A 20,238-nucleotide genomic window follows, 5' to 3' on the forward strand; every position below is an offset into this window, starting at 1 on the left:
AAGCATAAAGCACTAAATTCCGTAAAAATCTAGAAAAGCTTCAATATTGTACTTGAAGCTTTTTTTTATATACCGATATATCGATAATTCAGGTTATATTTATATGACAAATATCACAAAATATAGTGTCTAAAAATTATACTTTTACCTTGATATTAGAATTTTCGATAATTAAAATTTACGCTTTATGAACGATTTACAGATTGCCAAAACCATCACCCTTAAACCCATCACGTCCATTGCCGAAAAATTTGGAGTCGACCCCGAACACATTGAAATGTATGGCAAGTATAAAGCTAAATTACCACTAAAAGCCATAAACAAACAACAGGCCGATAAAAGCAATTTAATACTGGTTTCGGCCATTTCGCCCACACCGGCGGGCGAAGGAAAAACAACCATCTCCATTGGTTTATCTGAAGGTTTAAATCGTTTAAACAAAAAAACTACGGTGGTTTTAAGAGAACCCTCTTTAGGGCCTATTTTTGGCATCAAAGGTGGTGCCACGGGCGGCGGATACTCACAAGTGTTGCCTATGGAGGATATCAATCTGCATTTTACGGGCGATTTTTCCGCTATCGAAAAAGCCCACAATTTACTATCTGCCCTAATCGATAATAACATCCAAAGCAAAACAAACTCGTTATTGATAGACCCCAGAACCATTGGGTGGAAACGCGTTATCGATATGAACGACCGCGCCTTAAGGCACACCATTGTTGGTTTGGGCGGTACTGCATCAGGCATACCTCGTGAAACCGGATTCGATATTACCGCAGCTTCCGAAATTATGGCCATCCTGTGTTTAGCCGAAAATTTAACCGACCTCAAAAAACGCTTAGGAAATATTTTTATAGGCTTTACCTTTAATAAAGAACCCATTTACGCCAAAGATTTAAAAGCCGAAGGCGCTATGGCTACCTTACTAAAAGATGCCATAAAGCCCAATTTGGTACAAACCATTGAGGGTAATCCAGCCATTATTCACGGGGGGCCTTTTGCCAATATCGCCCAAGGCACCAACACCGTAATTGGCACGTTAATGGGCATGTCGCATTCCGATTATACGGTAACCGAAGCCGGTTTTGGTTTCGATTTAGGGGCCGAAAAATTCTTCGATATCAAATGCCAAAGTGCCGGACTTAAACCCAAGGCCGTGGTGCTTACCACCACCATTCGCGCGCTAAAATACCATGGCGGTGCCGATTTAAAATCGTTGACCACGCCCGATCTCGATGCGCTTAAAAACGGACTGCCCAACTTGGAAAAACACCTCGAAAACATTTCCAAATTCAAGGTATCGCCCGTAATTGCCATCAATAAGTTTACTTCGGATAGTGATGCCGAAATCCAATTGATAAAAGATTTTGCGGCCACCAAAGGCATTAAAGTGGCCTTGGCCGATGTTTGGGCAAAAGGCGGCGGGGGTGCTTTGGAGTTGGCACAATGTGTTATTGATGTGGTAGAAGCCAAAACCTCAAACTTTACGCCCTTGTACAATTGGGAATCCAGTGTTACCGATAAAATTGAAACCATAGCCACCGAAATTTATGGCGCCGAATATGTAGATTACACCGCAAAAGCCAAAGCCCATTTAAGGAAAATAAGCCATTTAGGTTTAGACCATTTACCTATTTGTATCGCCAAAACCCAAAAATCTTTATCCGATAACCCCAAGTTATTAGGGCGCCCAAAGGATTTTATCATTACCGTTAGGGAAATTGAAATTGCCGCAGGTGCCGGTTTTTTAATCCCGATTACGGGCGATATAATGCGCATGCCCGGGTTACCGGCACATCCGGCGTCTGAAAACATCGATATTAACGATGAGGGCGAAATTACGGGCTTGTTTTAGGTAAAAATACGTAGGAATACGTATTGGTTTTTTAGTAAGAAAATTCTATATTCGCTAACTTGTGCTGAACTTGTTTCAGTATCATTAGATATAAAATATTATAACGATTTCATATCAAGTCGTTGTAGTGCATTTAAACAAACAGACGAAGACATATGAAAAATTGTTATAAATGTGAGACTGAAATTCAAGATAATTTTAAATTTTGTCCGAATTGCGGTTCAAATCAGACCGAAATAAATTGTCCTAATTGCAAATATAAAAATGAACCAAATTCCAAATTTTGTCAAGAATGCGGAACACAAATAAACGGAAAAACAAAGCCAGAAAACAAACCAAAAATAGAAATTATTGAGCAACCAATTCCTGACTTCGGAATTACAGTTGAGTTCAAGTTTTCTACTTCTCAAACTTTTGATTTTGCTGTTGAGGAAGCCAAAAAATTCAACACATTTCAGCAAATTGGAGAAGATAAAAAAGCAACTTATCGTGTAAATGTTTCAGAAGACCAAATTGAAACACTTGAACCATTATTGGAAAACTTAAAAGGTTGGAGAAACAGAAAAGTTTATCATAATGGAGAAAAAGTTTTATGGGATTCAATGTTTAGTTATCAATGGTGTTATAGACAAAGAAAAGCCAGTTATAAGCCAGAACTTTACTGTTTTGGATATGAAAACAATTATGATTATAATTTATGGGGTTGTATACAAACAAGACTATCTTTTGTAGAACATTCGGAGTTATTCACATATGGTAAATGGTTAAACACTAATGGAGATTGGGAATTCGACAAAGAAAGAATTAGCCACACTTTAGAAAAACATCTTTTTCAATATCGATTTTGTCCTGCAATGAATTTAGACCTCGTGAAAGATGTATTACTTGCATTTCCAGATAAAGTAAACCCTTCAAAAGATGATGAATGGAAATTTATAAAAAATTATCGTTCACAGGATGGATTGAAAATTAAAGAAAAAAGTAGTTTTGGATATACTGAAGAATATTATGTTAATGGAGCTGCACCAGTCAGTATGAAAAAATTCTTGACACAAATTAGTAAAAAGATGACTCGAAAATTACCGAGTGGAATTATTGAATAAAAAATTACCGAATGAACGATAAAATAAAATGTCCAAATTGCGGAAACGAATTTGATGTTGAAGAAGCTCTATCTGGAAAATTAGAAGCACATTTCAAAGCAGAATACGAGCGTAAAGTTGCTGAACAAGCTCAAAAATTTAATTTAGAGCGTAAAGGTCTTGAAAAGGAAAAAGAGGAATTTGAACAAAAGAAAGAAAAAGAAAACGAACTCTTTAAAGAAAAGCTCGAACAACGTTTAGTAAAAGAATCTGAAAAAATCCAAAAGCAAACACAAGAATCATTTGAACAACAATTAAAATCACTTCAAGAAGAAAACGAAAAAAAGAAAGAAGAAAATAGAACTTTAAGAGCACAAGAAATTGATTTACTAAAAAGAGAAAATGAACTAAAAGAAAAAGCTGAAGACCTGAAGCTTAACGTACAAAAAGAATTGCTCGAAAAACAAACCGAAATAGAAGAAAAAGCTAAAGCTAAAGAGCGTGAATCAATGGCTTTAAAAGAAAAAGAATATAAAAAGCAACTTGAAGACCAAAAAAAGCTAATCGATGAAATGAAACGAAAAGCTGAACAAGGTTCAATGCAAATGCAAGGAGAAATTCAAGAGTTAGCACTTGAAGAACTATTAAAAAACACTTATCCTTTCGATAATATTGATGAAGTTGGAAAAGGAATTCGCGGAGCCGATTGTATTCAAACAGTAATTAATTCACTTCAACAAAATTGTGGTTCAATAGTTTATGAAAGTAAAAGAACGAAGAACTTTTCAAATGATTGGATAAATAAACTAAAACAAGACCAAATTAATTGTAAAGCAGATATTGCTGTAATTGTTACCGAAACTTTCCCAAGTGATATGGATAGATTTGGAGAAAAAAATGGCGTATGGATTTGTGGGTTTAATGAAGTAAAAAGTGTTTCTTTTGTTTTAAGAGAGCTTTTGATAAAAACACAATCAGTAAAATCAACTGACGAAAATAAAGGAGATAAAATGGAACTTCTATATTCATATTTAACAAGTAATGAATTTGTTCAGAACATCAATCGAATTATTGAAAATTATGATTCAATGATTCAACAATTGAATTATGAAAAGAAAGTTGCATTCAAAAATTTTGCAACAAGAGAAAAACAAATTTGGGGAGTTCAAGAAAACATTAACGTATTGTTTGGTTCTATTAAAGGAATTGCAGGAAAGGAATTAGAGACTTCTGCAATTTTGGAATTACCCGACACAACAATTGATGAATAAAACACATTATAACACAGTGTATTATTCATTGCTAGTACTCGCCTACTTACGAAAATCCACGCGAATTTTCTATTCGTTTTTTATTTGCTAAATTAGTTGCTTATACACGCAACGTTTCATATACAATCACGATAAGCGTAACTCAAAAAACCAAAGATTACAAAGGAAACGATATCGCTACCGCTAAGTTCCACTTAGTGGTTTTTCAAATGGCAAAAAATTAAAATCCTTTTTCTTTTTTAAAAAATAAAGGGTGTTGTCACTAAACACAGCTTAGTGCTAGCCAACCATAAAACAAGATGTAATTTTATACTAATAGGAAAATGCAATAACAGAATTACTCCACACGTTCAATACGCGCGCCAATAGCACGCAAACGCTTGTCGATGTTTTCGTAACCACGGTCAATCTGCTCAATATTCATAATGGTTGAAGTCCCTTTAGCCGATAAGGCCGCAATTAATAAGGACACACCGGCACGAATATCTGGCGAAGTCATGGTGGTGGCTTTTAAGGTCGATTTAAAATCGTGCCCAATAACAGTGGCGCGATGCGGGTCGCAGAGAATAATTTTTGCGCCCATATCAATCAACTTATCGACAAAGAACAAACGGCTTTCAAACATTTTTTGGTGTACCAATACACTGCCTCGGGCTTGTGTGGCGACCACCAAAATGATACTTAATAAATCTGGTGTAAACCCAGGCCATGGCGCATCGGAAATGGTTAAAATAGAACCATCGATAAAACTTTGTATTTCGTAACCATCGGTATGAGCCGGAATATGGATGTTATCGCCTTGTTTTTCAACGGTAATGCCCAATTTCCTGAACACGTTTGGAATAATGCCCAAATCGTCCCAACTTACATTGGTAATGGTGAGCTCGCTTTTGGTCATGGCCGCTAAACCAATCCAACTCCCGATTTCAATCATATCCGGAAGCATGGTGTGCTCGGTGCCGCCTAAACTTTCAACGCCATCGATAATCAACATATTGGAACCTACGCCACTGATTTTTGCGCCCATACGATTCAGCATTTTACACAATTGCTGCAAATAGGGTTCGCAAGCGGCGTTGTAAATGGTGGTTTGCCCTTTGGCCAAAACGGCAGCCATTAAAATATTGGCGGTCCCGGTAACCGATGCTTCTTCAAGCAACATATAGGTGCCTTTTAAGGTATCGGCTTCAACGCCATAAAACTGTTCTTCTTTGCTGTACCTGAATTTCGCGCCCAGTTTAATTAAGCCTTCAAAATGTGTATCTAAACGTCTGCGACCAATTTTATCGCCTCCGGGTTTTGGAATATAACCTCTACCAAAGCGTGCCAACAATGGGCCTACAATCATTATAGAACCACGGAGTCCTTTACCGTCTTCTTTAAATTCCGGGGATTCCAAATATTTTAAATTCACGTTATCGGCTTGAAAGCTGTACGTTCCTTCGGCCAATTTTTCGGTTTTAACACCTAGTTTTTGTAATAAACCAATAAGCTTATTAACATCAATAATATCTGGAATGTTGTGTATGGTAACGCGTTCTGGCGTTAATAAAACCGCGCATAAAATTTGCAAGGCTTCGTTTTTTGCTCCTTGTGGACGAATACTTCCTTTTAATTGGTGTCCACCTTCAATTTTAAATGTTCCCATAAATGCGCTTAATAACGTTTTCTCTGGCGACTGCCCGAACTCTTTTTTTGGTGTCCGCCTTTTTTATTACTACTACTGTATTTGGTTTTGGTACGCATTAAGCTTGATGAATCGGATAAATCTTCTTCAGAATTACGCAAATCTATTTTACCATTTGACAATTCGTACAAATGATTAAAAATTACCGCATCTTCAACCGTGTCTTTATTCCAATTTAAAAAACACTTTTTCATGTGGTTGGCAATGGTGTAAAGTAAAGCCTCTTTAAGCTCGCCTGCTTCCCATGTATTAGCAACGTCGATCATGGTTTTAATATTGTTTCCGTAAAAACGATATTTAGGAAAGTTTTGCGGGTATTTTAAAGGTTCTGGGCTTTCTTCAAAAAGTTCTTTTGTGGGTTTATCGTAAGGTGAATCGGCGTCCAATTCAAAATTAGACATGATAAAAAGCTGATCCCATAATTTGTGCTGAAAATCTGGAACGTCCCTTAAATGTGGTTGCATGTTTCCCATTACGGAAATTATGGCTTTGGCTAATTTATTGCGTTCTTCCTTGGTTTCTCTGGATTTCGCGTAGTTAATCATTTTCTGCATGTGGCGACCATATTCTGGTATGATTAAATGCTCACGCTCTGTGTTGTATTCTAAATCGTCTATCAAAATAAATGTGTAGATTATATAATTTGGCAAGTAGTTGCTATGCTTGCGCAAAATACAAAAAAAATTAAGAGGCTGTTTAAAAATGTGTTTCTTATTTTTTTATGCCTCTTTTGAGCATAGTTTCGTTAAAATTTTAAGTCGTAGCAGTACTATGATTAAAAACTTTGTTTTCTTCTGCCCAAAAACAGTTTTTAAAGGCTTATAACGCCTTCTATTTTTATTGCTACTTCTTTATATTTTTCAATAACGGCATCGGGGTTGCGCATACGCAAATTAACCGATACACTTGTGTATTTACCGTTTTTTGATGGTGTTGTATTGATAACAGCGCCCATATTATCAAAAATAGCCTCAATTTCAGCTATCTTTTTTGAATCTGATTTAACAATAAATTTATATAAATATTCTGTTGGCCAAAGTGCCGTATCTTGTAATTGCCCTTTTAATTTTTTATAAAATTCTTCTGGATTTGTAGGTGTGCTCATAAAATTATTTAATAAGTTGCAAAGATACTGTTTATTTGCATTTTTTTTATAAGCGTTAAATTACGATTTTTACGGCATAAATCTTACCATTTGAATACGAAAAGAATTGTTATCACCGGTGGTCCAGGCACAGGAAAATCCAGTATTATTAATGCATTGGCCGATAGAGGTTATTTGTGTTTTGAGGAAATTTCGCGTCAAGTAACCTTAGATGCCAAAAAAGACGGGATAGACCAACTGTTTTTAACAAACCCTTTATTGTTTAGCGAAATGCTTTTAAGAGGCAGGGAGCAGCAATACAACGATACCAAAAACCTAAAAACCGAAGTTGTTTTTTTAGATCGTGGCGTGCCCGATGTTTTGGCATACATGGATTTTATTGGCGATCCGTATCCGCCCTATTTTACCGAGGTGTGCAAAGACTGTTATTACGATTGCGTTTTTATTTTAAAACCTTGGCAGGATATTTATGTGAGCGATAACGAGCGTTATGAAAGTTTTGAAGAAGCTTTGCAAATTCACGAACATTTACAAAACACCTATCAATCTTTTAATTATAAATTGATTGACGTACCTTTTGATGTTGTAGAAAAAAGAGTCGATTTTATTCTTAAAACCCTTAATATGTAATTATGGTACACCCCATAAACATATTGGAACGCTATTGGAAATTCACATCGTTTAAACCCAACCAAGAAGCTATTATCAATGCGGTTTTAGATGGCGAAGATACATTTGCGCTGTTGCCAACGGGTGGCGGAAAATCGTTGTGTTTTCAAATCCCAGCTTTGGCAAAAGATGGTATTTGCATTGTAATTTCGCCCTTAATTGCACTTATGAAAGACCAAGTGCAGCAGCTTAACGACAAAGGCATTAAAGCCATGGCGCTAACCAGTGGGATTTCATATAGCCAATTAGACACGCTTTTGGATAATTGCATTTACGGAAACTACAAGTTTTTATACCTCTCGCCCGAACGTTTACAGCAAGAATTGGTACAAGACCGAATTAGGTTAATGAACGTGAATTTAATTGCGGTGGACGAGGCACACTGTATCTCGCAGTGGGGAAGCGATTTTAGGCCCGCTTATAAAAACATTACGCTTTTGCGCCAATTGCAACCCAGTGTAAATGTGATTGCCTTAACGGCTTCGGCAAAACCCGAAGTTATTGACGACATTACCAAAGAACTCGATTTTATAAAGCCCAAAATATTCAAGCAATCGTTTTACAGACCCAATTTGGCGTACATGGTTTACCACGAAAACGATAAATATTACCGCATTGAAAGCATTTTAAAAAAGTATAAAGCCTCGTCGATTATTTACGTTAGAAACAGAAAACTAACCTTGGATTTGGCCTCGTTTTTAGCCTCGAAAAACATTGGGGCAACCTATTACCACGGGGGACTTTCCAATGATGAAAAGGATGCAAACATGAGCGATTGGATAGCCAACCGCAAACAGGTTATGGTGGCCACAAATGCCTTTGGAATGGGCATTGATAAACCCGATGTTAAAACGGTTATCCATTTGAATTTGCCCGAAAGCATTGAAAGTTATTTTCAGGAAGCGGGTCGTGTGGGTAGAAATGGCGACAAGGCTTTTGCCGTTATTTTAAAGAACAATAGCGATGCCGTTTTGGTTAAAAACCAATTTTTAAAGGTGTTGCCAACGGTAGATTTTGTAAAACAGGTGTACAGAAAACTGTGCAGTTATTTTCAGATTTCTTATGGTGAAGGCGAATACGTTACCAACGATTTCGATTTTAACACCTTTTGCAAAACCTATAATTTCAGTTCGATTTTATGTTATAACGCCCTATTGATTTTAGACCGAAATAGTGTGATTACCTTATCGAAACAGTTTAAAAACAAGGTTACGGTACAGTTTATTATTTCCAGCGGGGCTTTATTTAATTATTTGGAAACGCACCAGGAATTCAATATAATAGTAAAATCGATGCTTAGAATGTACGGCGGCATTTTTGACCATGTTACCAAAGTTGATTTAAAGCGTATTGCCGAAAAGGCCTCGGTTACGGAATCTAAATTAATCGCTGTGTTGCACGAGCTGGAAAGCAGTGAAATCATCACGCTGAATTTGGCAAAAACCGATGCGCAGATTACGTTCATCCAACCGCGTGAAGATGACAAAACCATCAATCGCATCGCCTCTATTATCGAGCAGCAAAACACATTAAAACAACAGCAAGTTAAAAGTATGCTTGATTATGTTGAAAATGATTCGGTTTGTAAAAGCATACAGCTCCTCACCTATTTTGGTGAAAAAGATGTGAAACCCTGCGGCATTTGTTCGGTTTGTGTGTCAGCTGAAAAAAAGAATAAACCGCAAGATATCAATACCATAAAAAAACGCATTATAGAATTACTTGAAAACGGCGACCTGTCGTCTCGACTAATTAGCACCACCTTAAATTGCCCAGAGAAAGATGTGAAAACCGTTTTAAAGTTGCTTTTGGAACACAATATGATTACAATTACAACAACAAATACCTATAAATTAAAAGACTGATTACTAAAAAAAGAACATTGCAAAGGCGAACTAAATATTGGGTTTGGTATAACTTTGGCAGATGGTTGCGTTAGGGATTGCAGCGGAAATCCCACAGCGAGGTACGAGCGCGGACTTGCAGCGGAAAGCCCGACCCGACGGTCGCTGAGGTACTCGAAGCGCAGGGGAACGCCCAAATTTTAAATACTAAAAAAAATGAAAAACTTAAGAATTGTTTTTATGGGAACGCCAGATTTTGCAGTGGCGACCTTAAAAACATTGGTAGAAAACAACTATACCATTGCGGGCGTTATTACGGCACCCGATAGACCTGCCGGCCGCGGACGAAAATTGAACGAAAGTGCGGTAAAGCAATATGCAAAATCTGTGGGCTTAAACATTTTGCAGCCCACAAATTTAAAAAGCGAGGATTTTTTGAATGAGCTAAAGGCTTTAAAAGCCAACCTTCAAATTGTGGTGGCTTTTAGGATGCTGCCCCAAATGGTTTGGCAAATGCCGGAATACGGCACCTTTAATTTACACGCTTCGTTATTGCCAAATTACCGTGGTGCCGCACCCATTAATTGGGCTATTATAAACGGCGAAACCAAAACCGGCGTTTCAACGTTTTTTATAGATGAGAAAATTGATACGGGCGAAATGATTCTTCAAGAGGACGTGGCCATAGACCCCGAGGAAAATGCAGGAAGCTTACACGACAAACTGATGGTTGTTGGAAGCGCACTGGTTTTAAAAACCGTTGCTTTAATTGAAAAGGGCGATGTGAAAACGACTCCCCAAATAGACTCCGACGCTATAAAAACTGCGCACAAACTAAATAGGGACAATTGTAAAATTGATTGGCACGATACTTTGGATAATATTTACAATCATATCCGTGGGTTGAGTCCGTATCCTGCAGCTTGGTGCAGGTTAATAAATGGCGCGGACGAATTGGACGTTAAAATCTATAAAGCCGAAAAAGAAAAAACAGCCCATGCCTTGGAACTAGGAACCGTGGTTTCGAATAAAAACGAAGTAAAGGTTGCTGTTACAAATGGTTACCTTATTATAAAGGAAATTAAGCTTCCGGGTAAGCGCACTATGGATATAAAATCGCTTTTAAACGGGTATGCTTTTCAAGGTGGTGCCAAAGTGCTCTAAACCCTTATTCCCACTCATATTATAAAAACATCGACAAAACGCATTGTCTTTATTAACAAAAGCATTAAGTTATCAACAAAAGCGGGTATTTCCCTTGCTATTACTTGCATGGTAGTATAATCCGTATAAATTTGTAAAGGATTTAACAAAAATGTTTAACCAATTTATTAATTATTAAATTTTATATTATGAACAAAACAGATTTAATCGATGCCATGGCAGAACACGCAGGAATTACTAAAGCAGCTGCAAAAAAAGCTTTAGAATGCGCAATTATTGAAATTGAAGGGGCTTTACAAAAAGGCAACAGAGTTTCTTTAGTAGGATTCGGATCTTGGTCAGTTTCTAAAAGAGCTGCAAGAGAGGGAAGAAATCCTCAAACTGGAGAGACTATCAAAATCAAAGCTAAAAACGTAGTAAAGTTTAAAGCTGGATCTGATTTATCAAATGCAGTAAACTAATATTTACCGATAATATATTCTTTAAATGCCTTCAGAATTGAAGGCATTTTTTGTTGAATATGGTAAAACAGTTGCATTTTAAATAAAAAAATATTAGATTTAATTGATAAATTCCTCGACAGTATGATTACAACTAAACCCAAAAAAGGTGATTTGTTAATCGCAGAACCTGCTATAATAGGAGATGTTTCTTTTAATCGCTCCATAGTTTTGTTAGCAGATCACTCGCATGAGGGCTCTATAGGTTTTATTTTGAATAAGCCCTTAGAGTACACTATTAGCGATTTGGTGCCAGATGTTGAGGCCAATTTTAAAGTTTACAACGGCGGCCCCGTTGAGCAAGACAATCTATATTTTATACATAAAGTACCGGACTTAATTCCTGAGAGTATTGAGATTTCTTTGGGTATTTATTGGGGTGGCGATTTTAGTAAAGTTGCCGAACTTATTGCAAGCGGCTCTATTAAGGAAACCGATATTCGGTTTTTTCTTGGATATTCTGGATGGGAAACCAATCAGTTGGATGAAGAATTAAAAGCGAATTCGTGGGTTGTTACGAACAACATCTACAAGGAACATATTATTGAAAAAAATTACGAATCGTTTTGGAAAGAAAAGATGCTAGAATTTGGTGGCGAGTACAGCATTTGGTCCAATGCTCCTGAAAATCCGAATTATAACTGATATTAAATGAACTACCTCGCCGCAAGCATTCGAGCTATCAAATTCCAAAAAAAATAAATCCCAATTTCCAAAAAAAAAAGTAAAACCAGAACGGCTACAAAGGTTTAGTTCGTGCTGCTCAATCTAATTTTAACATTCAATTTTTGCAATAGCATTTTAGACACGTCGTTTTTGAATGTTTTTTTTCTGTATTTTGTTACGGGCTGAATACCCACAATAACATTTGTTATAAAAATTTCGTCGGCTTTTTGAAGCTCGAACGGCGATATGGAAGCTTCCATCACCTCTAATTCAGGCATCTTTTTTACAATATCAATAAGTTGTTTTCGCATAATGCCTTTTAAACAACCATCAGCTATTGGGGGTGTTTTTATCACATTATCCTTTACCACAAAAACATTTCCGTTTAATGCTTCAATAACATGTTTATTGGTGTTTAAAAGCAAGCAATTGTGTAAGTTGTTTTCTTTAGCATAAATACTTCCCACCACATTAAGGGCTTTGTTATTGGTTTTTAAAGTAGATAATAAAGTGGGTGACACATAATAATCCTTAAACAAATCGACTTCGTAAAAATCGTCTTTAAGCAAATAAAAATCGTCTGGTACAGCTTGGGTTGTTATTATAAAATCAACTGAATTGCTATCCGGCAAATACAAGCCGCCTTGGTGGCGTTGCACCATTAATTTAACCCGGGCCGATGCTTGTTGCAATTGATTAGCTTCTAATGTTTTTTGAATTTGTTCTTCAAGAAATTCCATGGTGAAATTCATCGGGATTTCCATACGCATAATGCGCATTGATGCCATTAACCTAAAATAATGGTCTTCCCAAAAAAGCAGTTTCCCGTAGGAGGTTTTAATGGTTTCAAAAAGGGCATCGCCGTAATTAAACCCCCTGCTGTTTATAGATAATTTAGAATCTGGTTCTACAATTTGCTCGTTAAAATTTATCATAAAAAAATCCCACTTTCAGTTTCATTAAAAGTGGGACAAATATAATTGATTTATGTTTTATTTAATTATGCGGAACCCAATACTTGCTTTAAATCTGCAATTTGATTTTCCCATAGCATTTTAGCTTCGTCAACTTCATCTTCATCGGCAAAATCGGTTACCATTAGCGACACATCTTTAGTGATTTCATCGACTTGAATTCTAATTTCAAAATACGACGTTGTATCGTCTTCATCGTTTAACCATCTAAACTTAATGCGTTCGCCGCTTTTTTTGCTTAATAGTTTTGCTTTTTCTTCGCTATCATCCCAAATAAAAGTAAATAATTCGCCTCTGGAGTTTACATTATCTGAAAACCATTCGGATAAACCTGATGGCGTAGAAATGTATTGATATAGTAATTGTGGTGATGCGTGTATTGGAAATTCAATTTCAAATTTAATTTTCTCGTCCATAAGTGCTGTAAAATTTATGATGCTCAATATATACATTAATTGATAAGTTTAACAGTAATTTTTAATAATATTTTACGGCGTTAAAAGTTTGTTGAGAATAATATTGTTTTTATATTTGCAGCCTTAAATTATGGCGAGGTAGCTCAGCTGGTTAGAGCGTCGGATTCATAACCCGGAGGTCGGGGGATCGTGCCCCCCTCTCGCTACAAGGTATACAAGGGAAAGCTGAAGATTAGTCTTCGGCTTTTTTGTTTTAGGTACAACATAGGTACAACAAATGGTTGTTTTTTAAGCCTGCTTTCCAATTGGTTTGATATGACATTAATGTATAATTCTACTCCCTTAACTCTTTAGAACAATAAAAATTAGCGGGCAATCCGCCTGAATGCCAAAAAAGAACATTAGAGTTGTTCCTTAATTTCTTGTTTTCAAGATAATCGATCATGCCATAAAAAGCTCTACCTGAATAAACAGGATCTAATACCCCCCTCGCTTTGAGCCAATATTTTTATAGCTGCTCTGGGTCCGGAAACAGATGACGTTTTAAATTTTAAGCTTGCAAAAGTTGATGGCCAATTGAAGTTTTCTAAGAAATGGATGAGGAAAATAGCTCTTTTTAAAGGCGATACCTAAAGTGCTTATGTCTAATCTACCGCCCTAGGATTGGGTTTAATCCTAACTTTTCTACTTTTAGAAATTATCATACTACAGAATCCATGTTTTTTTGTAATAACCCCAAGGCACTTATAAACACCTAGTCCATGTATGGGGTATTTATGGACGACTTCTGTAAAATGCACAGCATCAAAGTATTTTCCGTGTTTATCAACAAATGTGCTTAATCGCATTAATTTTCCTTGTGACGTTTTATTATGCCTTGTGTTGACCAAGTTTCCATAAATTACAACTTCTTTATTCACATAATTTCCCATGTTATCTGATGTGATATCATTTTCTAAAGGCTCATCTACCAAATCAAAATAACCACATAACGGGAACCCCAATAATTCCATTTCGTCATAGGCACTTTCTAAAGCACTTACTTCTAAAACAGGTAATTCAAAATGTTTGTGCTTTGGTTTAAATAATTTAGGTTGTTTATTTGAAGATTTAGTGGCGTTAAGCTTAAAAATGGCATGCCACATAAGTTCAGTTTTCGATTTTTCGGTAAACCTAAAACAACCTATGCGTATTAAAATTGATAATTGCTCTATGCTAATGGTTATCCGATCGATAAAATCTTCCAAAGAAGTATAATACCCATGCAGTTGTCTTTCAGTAAGCAGTCTTTGAACAACTAATTTTTCTAAATTCTTTAAATATCCAAAACCTAAATAAATGCCTTTATCCATTACCCTGTTTGCATGGTCGCTATAATTTATACAAGGTAATTTTATAGTGGCTCCTTGCATTTTGGCCTCGTGCAAATATTGTTCGGTACTGTAAAATCCGCCACCATTATTTAAAACCGCCACCATAAATTCAATGGGGAAATAGCATTTTAAAAATAGGCTTTGATAGCTCTCGACAGCATAAGATGCGGAGTGCCCTTTAGCAAAAGCATAACCTGCAAAACTTTTTATTTGGTTCCAAACTTCGTTTATCAACTTATCCGAATAGCCTTTATTTTTACAATTTGAAATGAACTTTTGTTCTACCGCTAAAAACTCCTCACGTGAACGAAACTTGCCACTCATACCTCGTCTTAAAACATCTGCTTCGCCCAATGTTAAACCTGCAAATTGATGGGCCACTTTTAACACATCTTCTTGATATACCATAACACCATAAGTATCGGGCATGATTTCCAGTAAAACAGGATGTGCATTTTTTCTGAATTCCGGAAACCGATGTCTTTTTATGAATTCTTCTTTCATACCTGAGCCAGAAACGCCTGGGCGGATTATTGAACTTGCCGCTACCAGCCCCAAATAATCTTGGGTTTGTAGTTTAATCATTAAGCCACGCATGGCGGGAGATTCTACATAATACGCTCCTATAGCACCTCCGCTTTTAAGCAGATTATTGATTTTTTTATCATTTTTAAAACGTGGTAAATCGTGAATATCAATAGGCGGCAATTCGGGTCTGTTTTTTGCTATAATTTGTAAGGTGTCCTTAATTTTCGCCAAACCTCGTTGCCCTAAAATATCGAATTTAAAAATACCAACATCTTCGGCTATAATCATATCAAACTGTACCGTAGGATAGCCCTTTGGCGGCAAAAATGTTGCAGAATAATTATGAATGGGTTTATCGAGAATTAAAATACCTGCCGAATGTACACTCACATAGTTTGGAAAACCCTCAATTAACTTACCGTATTTTAAAACCAGCTGTCCAATTTCGTCTATTTGATTTATAGGCAAATTTCCTTTACTCAACTTGTCTATCTCTTCTTTTGGCAAACCAAAAACCTTTCCCAGTTCCCGTACTACCGCTCTATATTTAAAGGTATTATAGGTTGCTAAAAGGGCGGTATTTTCAAATCTGTTGAAAATATATTGCGTAACATCATCTCTATCTTTCCACGAAAAATCAATATCAAAATCTGGTGGCGATGCCCTAAACGGATTTATAAAGCGTTCAAAATATAAATCCAACTCAATCGGATCGACATCCGTAATACCAATAATATATGCCACGATACTATTCGCTCCACTACCACGCCCTACGTGGATGTATCCATTTTTTTTTGAATATGAAACGATATCGTGGTTGATTAAAAAGTAGGACACGAAATCCATTTTTTTGATGGTTGCCAGTTCCGTTTGCAAACGTGCCTTTACCTTTTCATCTGGATTGGAATAACGGTTATGAATATTGTCGTCACACAACTTTTGCAATCGGTTATAATCGGCTTCCGAGGTATTTAAAAACACTTTTTGATTTTGTGAAATCCGTTGTTTTCCGAAGCTAAAATCAATTGAACACGAATCTAATAAGTGTTCTGTATTGCTTATAATATGAGGGGAATCCTGAAAAATCTTGGTCAATTCATGTTTGGAATACATCACATCTGTCATTTCACATTCCTCTGTTTTTGGCAGTTTACTTAGCAAGGTGTTATTGTCTATGGCGCGCAGTAAACGATGGGCGTTAAAGTCTCTTTTATTACGGATTGTTACCTGTTGCTGTATCACCAACTTATCCGTGTAGGTATTATACTTTGAAAAAGGTAATTTTTTCAGTTCTTCAACAGATACACCAATAAACTCATTGGCTTTAAACACTTGCTTTTTTTGCTGTAATACATTTTCAAAAGGATAAATGATAAAGGCATCATCAAAATGTGGAGCATCATGGGATGCCGTGTTTTTTGTGTGCAATAATTGCGACAGATACGCATTGAGCTGCTGGAACCCTCTGTTGTTTTTTGCAAGACCAACAAATTTTTGTTTTGCTCCGTTTCTAAAATCTATACCGACTATAGGTTTTATATTATATTTTTTTGATTGCTGAATAAAATTTAAGCATGCCGAAGTATTATTAATATCGGTTAAGGCTATAGTTTTTATATGCTTGCTTTTTGCCAATTCCAAAAGTTCCACTTCTGAAAACGTGCCATAGCGCAAAGAATAATATGTGTGACAATTAAGATACATTATTGTTTTCTGTGTGCCAATAAAATGGGTGGCTCGCCATTAAAGGGGTTACGAAATCGCCCAATGGTTTTTGCTCCCATTGATGCTGCTTTTTGAATGCTTAATTCGCCATAACGCTTGCGAATGGTATCCATGGCATCGTAAAGGCTCAGCATTTCCTCAGTGTCATCAAATAAATTAATCTGGTAGTTTCCCGTTACTAAATCGCTGAACTTGACGCCCACCAACCGAATTAACAAGCGACGCTGATACAACTTATCGAACAGCTCCAAAACCTTGGGGATAATAACATGATCTGCACTGGTATATGGGATTTTTATCTGTTTGGAATAGGTGTTAAAATCGGAATACCTAATTTTCACACTGATGCAGGATGCCAGTTTATTGCCCCGCCTTAACTGAAAGGCCAGATTTTCGGCCATGGCAAAAATGGTCGTCCGTAATTTTATCACATCAATGGTATCCTTATTAAAGGTGCGTTCTGTTGAAATGGATTTACGTTCGTGGTAAGGCGTTAATGGCGGATTATCCAGTCCATGGGCGCGTTTCCAAATGGTTGCGCCATTTTTACCCAAAACACTGGTCATCATTTCAATGGGCATTTGCTGCACCACCCTAACTTTATCGATACCTAAATTCCGTAAGGTTTGGTAAGTTTTACTGCCAACCGATGGGATTTTACGTATGGATAACGGTGCCAAAAAGAGTTTTTCGTAACCTAAATCGATACGCAATTGGTTGTTGGGCTTGGCCTCGCCTGTTGCTACCTTTGAAACGATTTTATTCCCCGACAGCCCAAACGAAATGGGCAAACCTGTTTCTTTAATTATGGTGTTGCGCATTTCGGTGGCGTATTTATAACTGCCAAAAAACTTATCCATGCCACTTAAATCGGCATAAAACTCATCAATGCTTGCTTTTTCAAAAACAGGGACTTTTTCCTTGATAATTTCGGTAACCTGATGCGAGTATTTGGTATATATCGATGAGTTGCCACGAATAACCACAGCCTCTGGACATAAACGTCTTGCCAGTTTCATAGACATGCCAGAATGCACACCAAAACGTCTCGTTTCATAGCTGCATGCCGCAACAACACCCCGATCTCCAGTGCCACCAACCAACAACGGCCTTTTTTGCAAACTACTGTCTATCAGCCGCTCACAAGACACAAAGAAGGTATCTAAGTCTAAATGCAAAATTTGTTTTTCCATGCTTCAAAATTAGCTATTATATGTAGCAGTTATTGCTTATATTTGTAGCATTATGAAAATAATTGCAAAAAACATTTCACATTTAAGACACCTCAAGGGTTTAACCCAAGAGGCACTTGCTGATGAATTACAGGTAACCCGTTCTCGTATTTCATCTTACGAAGAAGCACGCTCTGCACCTACCATTGAGTTTTTAATTACACTCTCCGATTATTTTAAATTGCCCATTGATATTCTATTGCGTAAAGACCTAACAAAAGCCAGTGATTTTTCGTTTATCGATATTGGCAATCAGCGTGTTTTGTTTCCCATAACGGTTGATAAAGACAACGATAATTTAATTGAAGTCGTGCCCATTAAAGCATCGGCAGGCTACTTATCTGGTTATGACGACCCTGAATACATCGAGCAATTGGAAAAAATCAAGCTACCGTTTTTACCCACGGGAAAACACAGAGCTTTCCCCATAAAAGGCGATTCTATGCTGCCCATGAAAGATGGCTCTTATGTTGTGGGGCGTTTTATTGAAGATAGGAGCGAAATAAAAACAGGGAAAACCTATGTTTTGGTAACCCTCAATGAAGGAATGGTGTACAAACGGGTTATGAACAATATTGATTTTAACGGGTCGTTACTTTTAATGTCCGATAACAAAACGTATCACGACTACAGCGTGCCCATTGATGAAGTGTTGGAAATCTGGGAATTTACCTGTAGCATTAATACCCAAGAATACGATGCACAGGATTTAAAAATCAGCAGTATCATAAATATGTTTAATGATTTGGGCGTGGAGTTAAAAGCTTTGGAAAAATTAAGATAATGTATACCATCATTGACGTTGAAACCACCGGACAGGGTAATAAAATTACGGAAATATCTATTTTTAAATATGATGGCAATCAGGTTGTCGACGAGTTTACATCGCTGGTAAATCCAGAAGCTTATATCCCCGATTACATCACCGCATTAACCGGGATTGATAATTTAATGGTTGCCAATGCCCCAACATTTTCAGACATCGCCAACGCTATTTTAGAAATAACGGAAAACACCATTTTTGTCGCCCATAGTGTAAATTTCGATTACAATGTCATCCGCAATGAATTTAAGGCGATTGGTATAGATTTTAGAAGAAAAAAACTATGCACGGTTAGGCTGTCAAGAAAACTGATGCTCGGTTATAAATCGTATAGCCTCGGAAAGATCTGTAAAGCACTAAACATTGAAATTAACGGAAGGCATAGAGCAAAAGGTGATGCCGAAGCAACCGTTGTTTTGTTTGAAATGCTGTTAAACAAAGAAAATGCTGAAACCGTTTTCAACGACTTCTTAAAAAAATCATCTAAAGAAGCCACCTTGCCATCGCACTTACCAACAGCTGTTTTTAATAATCTGCCCAACAAGGCAGGTGTCTACTTTTTTAAAGATAAGAAAGGAAAAATTATTTATATCGGTAAAGCTAAAGACATCAAAAAACGGGTTTTAAGTCACTTTTATAGTAAAACAAAAAAATCCTTAGACATGGTTAGAGAAACCAGGGATATTGATTTTGAATTATCGGGCAGCGAACTCATTGCGTTACTTATGGAAGACGCCGCCATTAAACACCATTATCCAATATACAACGTGGTTTCAAAACGCAACCCCAAAGCCTATGCCATTTTTAGTTATGAAGACAGAAAAGGCATAAAACATTTAGCCTACAATACGTTAAAGGCAACACCAAACCCCATCCAAACCTTTTCCACTATTACAGATTGCAGACAATACTTAGAAAAGATTTGTGCTCAATTTGAACTGTGCCCTAAATTTTGTCATTTACAAGATGGCGTTTCGCAATGTTCTCATTATAAAATCACCACGTGTAAAGGCATCTGTTCAAATAATGAAACGGTAAACTCATATAATTTACGTGTAAGCTCAGCCATTTCATTTACCATTGAAAACACAAAAGATATGGTGCTCAAACAAAAAGGAAGACATGACGACGAAGAGGCATTTGTTTTAATTAAAAACAGTGTTTATTTAGGATACGGTTTTATTGATAAAACAGAACAAATTAATACACCGGAAGCATTGGAAGCCTTTTTAATTCCGCAAAAGGATAATTTGGATGTGCAGAAAATATTGAGAAAGAGGTTAGCTCAACATTGATGCCATCCCTTTTATTTTGATAACACATA

Annotated in this window: 17 protein-coding genes and 1 tRNA gene; 11 read left to right on the top strand and 7 right to left on the bottom strand. The window is 36.6% G+C overall.

Going from position 1 to position 20,238, the window contains the following annotated elements; all coding sequences use genetic code 11:
- The first annotated feature begins 187 nt into the window (after positions 1–187).
- The 3 genes from RNZ47_RS08985 (at position 188) to RNZ47_RS08995 (ending at position 4,208) form a co-directional block, all read left to right on the top strand.
- The gene (locus tag RNZ47_RS08985) at positions 188–1,855 is read left to right on the top strand and encodes a formate--tetrahydrofolate ligase (protein ID WP_311938990.1); all 1,668 of its coding nucleotides are present in this window, start codon (positions 188–190) and stop codon (positions 1,853–1,855) included.
- A gap of 155 nt (positions 1,856–2,010) precedes the next feature.
- Positions 2,011–2,958, top strand: a complete 948-nt coding sequence (locus RNZ47_RS08990) for a zinc ribbon domain-containing protein (RefSeq protein WP_311938993.1) — start codon at positions 2,011–2,013, stop codon at positions 2,956–2,958.
- An 11-nt stretch (positions 2,959–2,969) separates the two neighbouring features.
- A complete protein-coding gene (locus RNZ47_RS08995; RefSeq protein ID WP_311938995.1) occupies positions 2,970–4,208 on the top strand; it encodes a DUF2130 domain-containing protein in 1,239 nt (412 codons plus the stop codon).
- A gap of 337 nt (positions 4,209–4,545) precedes the next feature.
- Here RNZ47_RS08995 and murA read toward each other — a convergent pair whose 3' ends face one another.
- From murA to RNZ47_RS09010, 3 genes are all read right to left on the bottom strand, one after another.
- Positions 4,546–5,856, bottom strand: coding sequence for a UDP-N-acetylglucosamine 1-carboxyvinyltransferase (murA, locus tag RNZ47_RS09000; RefSeq protein WP_311938997.1), 1,311 nt, complete (start codon positions 5,854–5,856; stop codon positions 4,546–4,548).
- A gap of 8 nt (positions 5,857–5,864) precedes the next feature.
- Positions 5,865–6,515, bottom strand: coding sequence for a DUF4290 domain-containing protein (locus tag RNZ47_RS09005; protein ID WP_311938999.1), 651 nt, complete (start codon positions 6,513–6,515; stop codon positions 5,865–5,867).
- 191 nt (positions 6,516–6,706) lie between these two features.
- Positions 6,707–7,000 carry a DUF493 family protein gene (locus RNZ47_RS09010; protein ID WP_311939002.1) on the bottom strand — a complete coding sequence of 98 codons (294 nt, stop codon included), beginning with the start codon at positions 6,998–7,000 and terminating at the stop codon, positions 6,707–6,709.
- Between the two features lie 90 nt (positions 7,001–7,090).
- On the opposite strand from RNZ47_RS09010, the gene RNZ47_RS09015 reads away from it, so the two are divergent.
- The 5 genes from RNZ47_RS09015 (at position 7,091) to RNZ47_RS09035 (ending at position 11,822) form a co-directional block, all read left to right on the top strand.
- Positions 7,091–7,630 (top strand): AAA family ATPase, encoded by a 540-nt coding sequence (locus RNZ47_RS09015; protein ID WP_311939004.1) that lies wholly within the window; start codon positions 7,091–7,093, stop codon positions 7,628–7,630.
- A 2-nt stretch (positions 7,631–7,632) separates the two neighbouring features.
- Complete coding sequence (locus tag RNZ47_RS09020) at positions 7,633–9,534, top strand: RecQ family ATP-dependent DNA helicase (protein WP_311939006.1); 1,902 nt, start codon at positions 7,633–7,635, stop codon at positions 9,532–9,534.
- A 195-nt stretch (positions 9,535–9,729) separates the two neighbouring features.
- Positions 9,730–10,677 (top strand): methionyl-tRNA formyltransferase, encoded by a 948-nt coding sequence (gene fmt / locus RNZ47_RS09025; protein WP_311939008.1) that lies wholly within the window; start codon positions 9,730–9,732, stop codon positions 10,675–10,677.
- A 188-nt stretch (positions 10,678–10,865) separates the two neighbouring features.
- Positions 10,866–11,138 (top strand): HU family DNA-binding protein, encoded by a 273-nt coding sequence (locus RNZ47_RS09030; protein WP_290268080.1) that lies wholly within the window; start codon positions 10,866–10,868, stop codon positions 11,136–11,138.
- Between the two features lie 123 nt (positions 11,139–11,261).
- The gene (locus RNZ47_RS09035; protein ID WP_311939012.1) at positions 11,262–11,822 is read left to right on the top strand and encodes a YqgE/AlgH family protein; all 561 of its coding nucleotides are present in this window, start codon (positions 11,262–11,264) and stop codon (positions 11,820–11,822) included.
- 104 nt (positions 11,823–11,926) lie between these two features.
- Here the strand turns inward: RNZ47_RS09035 and RNZ47_RS09040 are convergent, their stop codons facing one another.
- Together RNZ47_RS09040 and RNZ47_RS09045 are read right to left on the bottom strand one after the other, a co-directional pair.
- The gene (locus RNZ47_RS09040; RefSeq protein WP_311939014.1) at positions 11,927–12,778 is read right to left on the bottom strand and encodes an aminotransferase class IV; all 852 of its coding nucleotides are present in this window, start codon (positions 12,776–12,778) and stop codon (positions 11,927–11,929) included.
- 65 nt (positions 12,779–12,843) lie between these two features.
- A complete protein-coding gene (locus tag RNZ47_RS09045) occupies positions 12,844–13,233 on the bottom strand; it encodes an START-like domain-containing protein (protein WP_311939016.1) in 390 nt (129 codons plus the stop codon).
- A gap of 132 nt (positions 13,234–13,365) precedes the next feature.
- Between RNZ47_RS09045 and RNZ47_RS09050 the strand changes: the two genes are divergently transcribed.
- A tRNA-Met gene (locus RNZ47_RS09050) sits at positions 13,366–13,439 on the top strand.
- A 438-nt stretch (positions 13,440–13,877) separates the two neighbouring features.
- On the opposite strand, the gene RNZ47_RS09055 is transcribed toward RNZ47_RS09050, so the two are convergent.
- Positions 13,878–16,838, bottom strand: coding sequence for a DNA polymerase III subunit alpha (locus RNZ47_RS09055; RefSeq protein ID WP_311939018.1), 2,961 nt, complete (start codon positions 16,836–16,838; stop codon positions 13,878–13,880).
- Complete coding sequence (dinB, locus tag RNZ47_RS09060) at positions 16,838–18,052, bottom strand: DNA polymerase IV (protein ID WP_311939020.1); 1,215 nt, start codon at positions 18,050–18,052, stop codon at positions 16,838–16,840. The genes RNZ47_RS09055 and dinB overlap by 1 nt, the downstream gene beginning before the upstream one ends.
- 52 nt (positions 18,053–18,104) lie before the next feature.
- On the opposite strand from dinB, the gene RNZ47_RS09065 reads away from it, so the two are divergent.
- A complete protein-coding gene (locus tag RNZ47_RS09065) occupies positions 18,105–18,875 on the top strand; it encodes an XRE family transcriptional regulator (RefSeq protein ID WP_311939021.1) in 771 nt (256 codons plus the stop codon).
- Positions 18,872–20,209, top strand: coding sequence for an exonuclease domain-containing protein (locus tag RNZ47_RS09070; protein ID WP_311939065.1), 1,338 nt, complete (start codon positions 18,872–18,874; stop codon positions 20,207–20,209). The genes RNZ47_RS09065 and RNZ47_RS09070 overlap by 4 nt, the downstream gene beginning before the upstream one ends.
- Positions 20,210–20,238 lie beyond the last annotated feature (29 nt).

This window comes from Hwangdonia seohaensis (assembly GCF_031932625.1).
Classification (GTDB): domain Bacteria; phylum Bacteroidota; class Bacteroidia; order Flavobacteriales; family Flavobacteriaceae; genus Hwangdonia; species Hwangdonia seohaensis.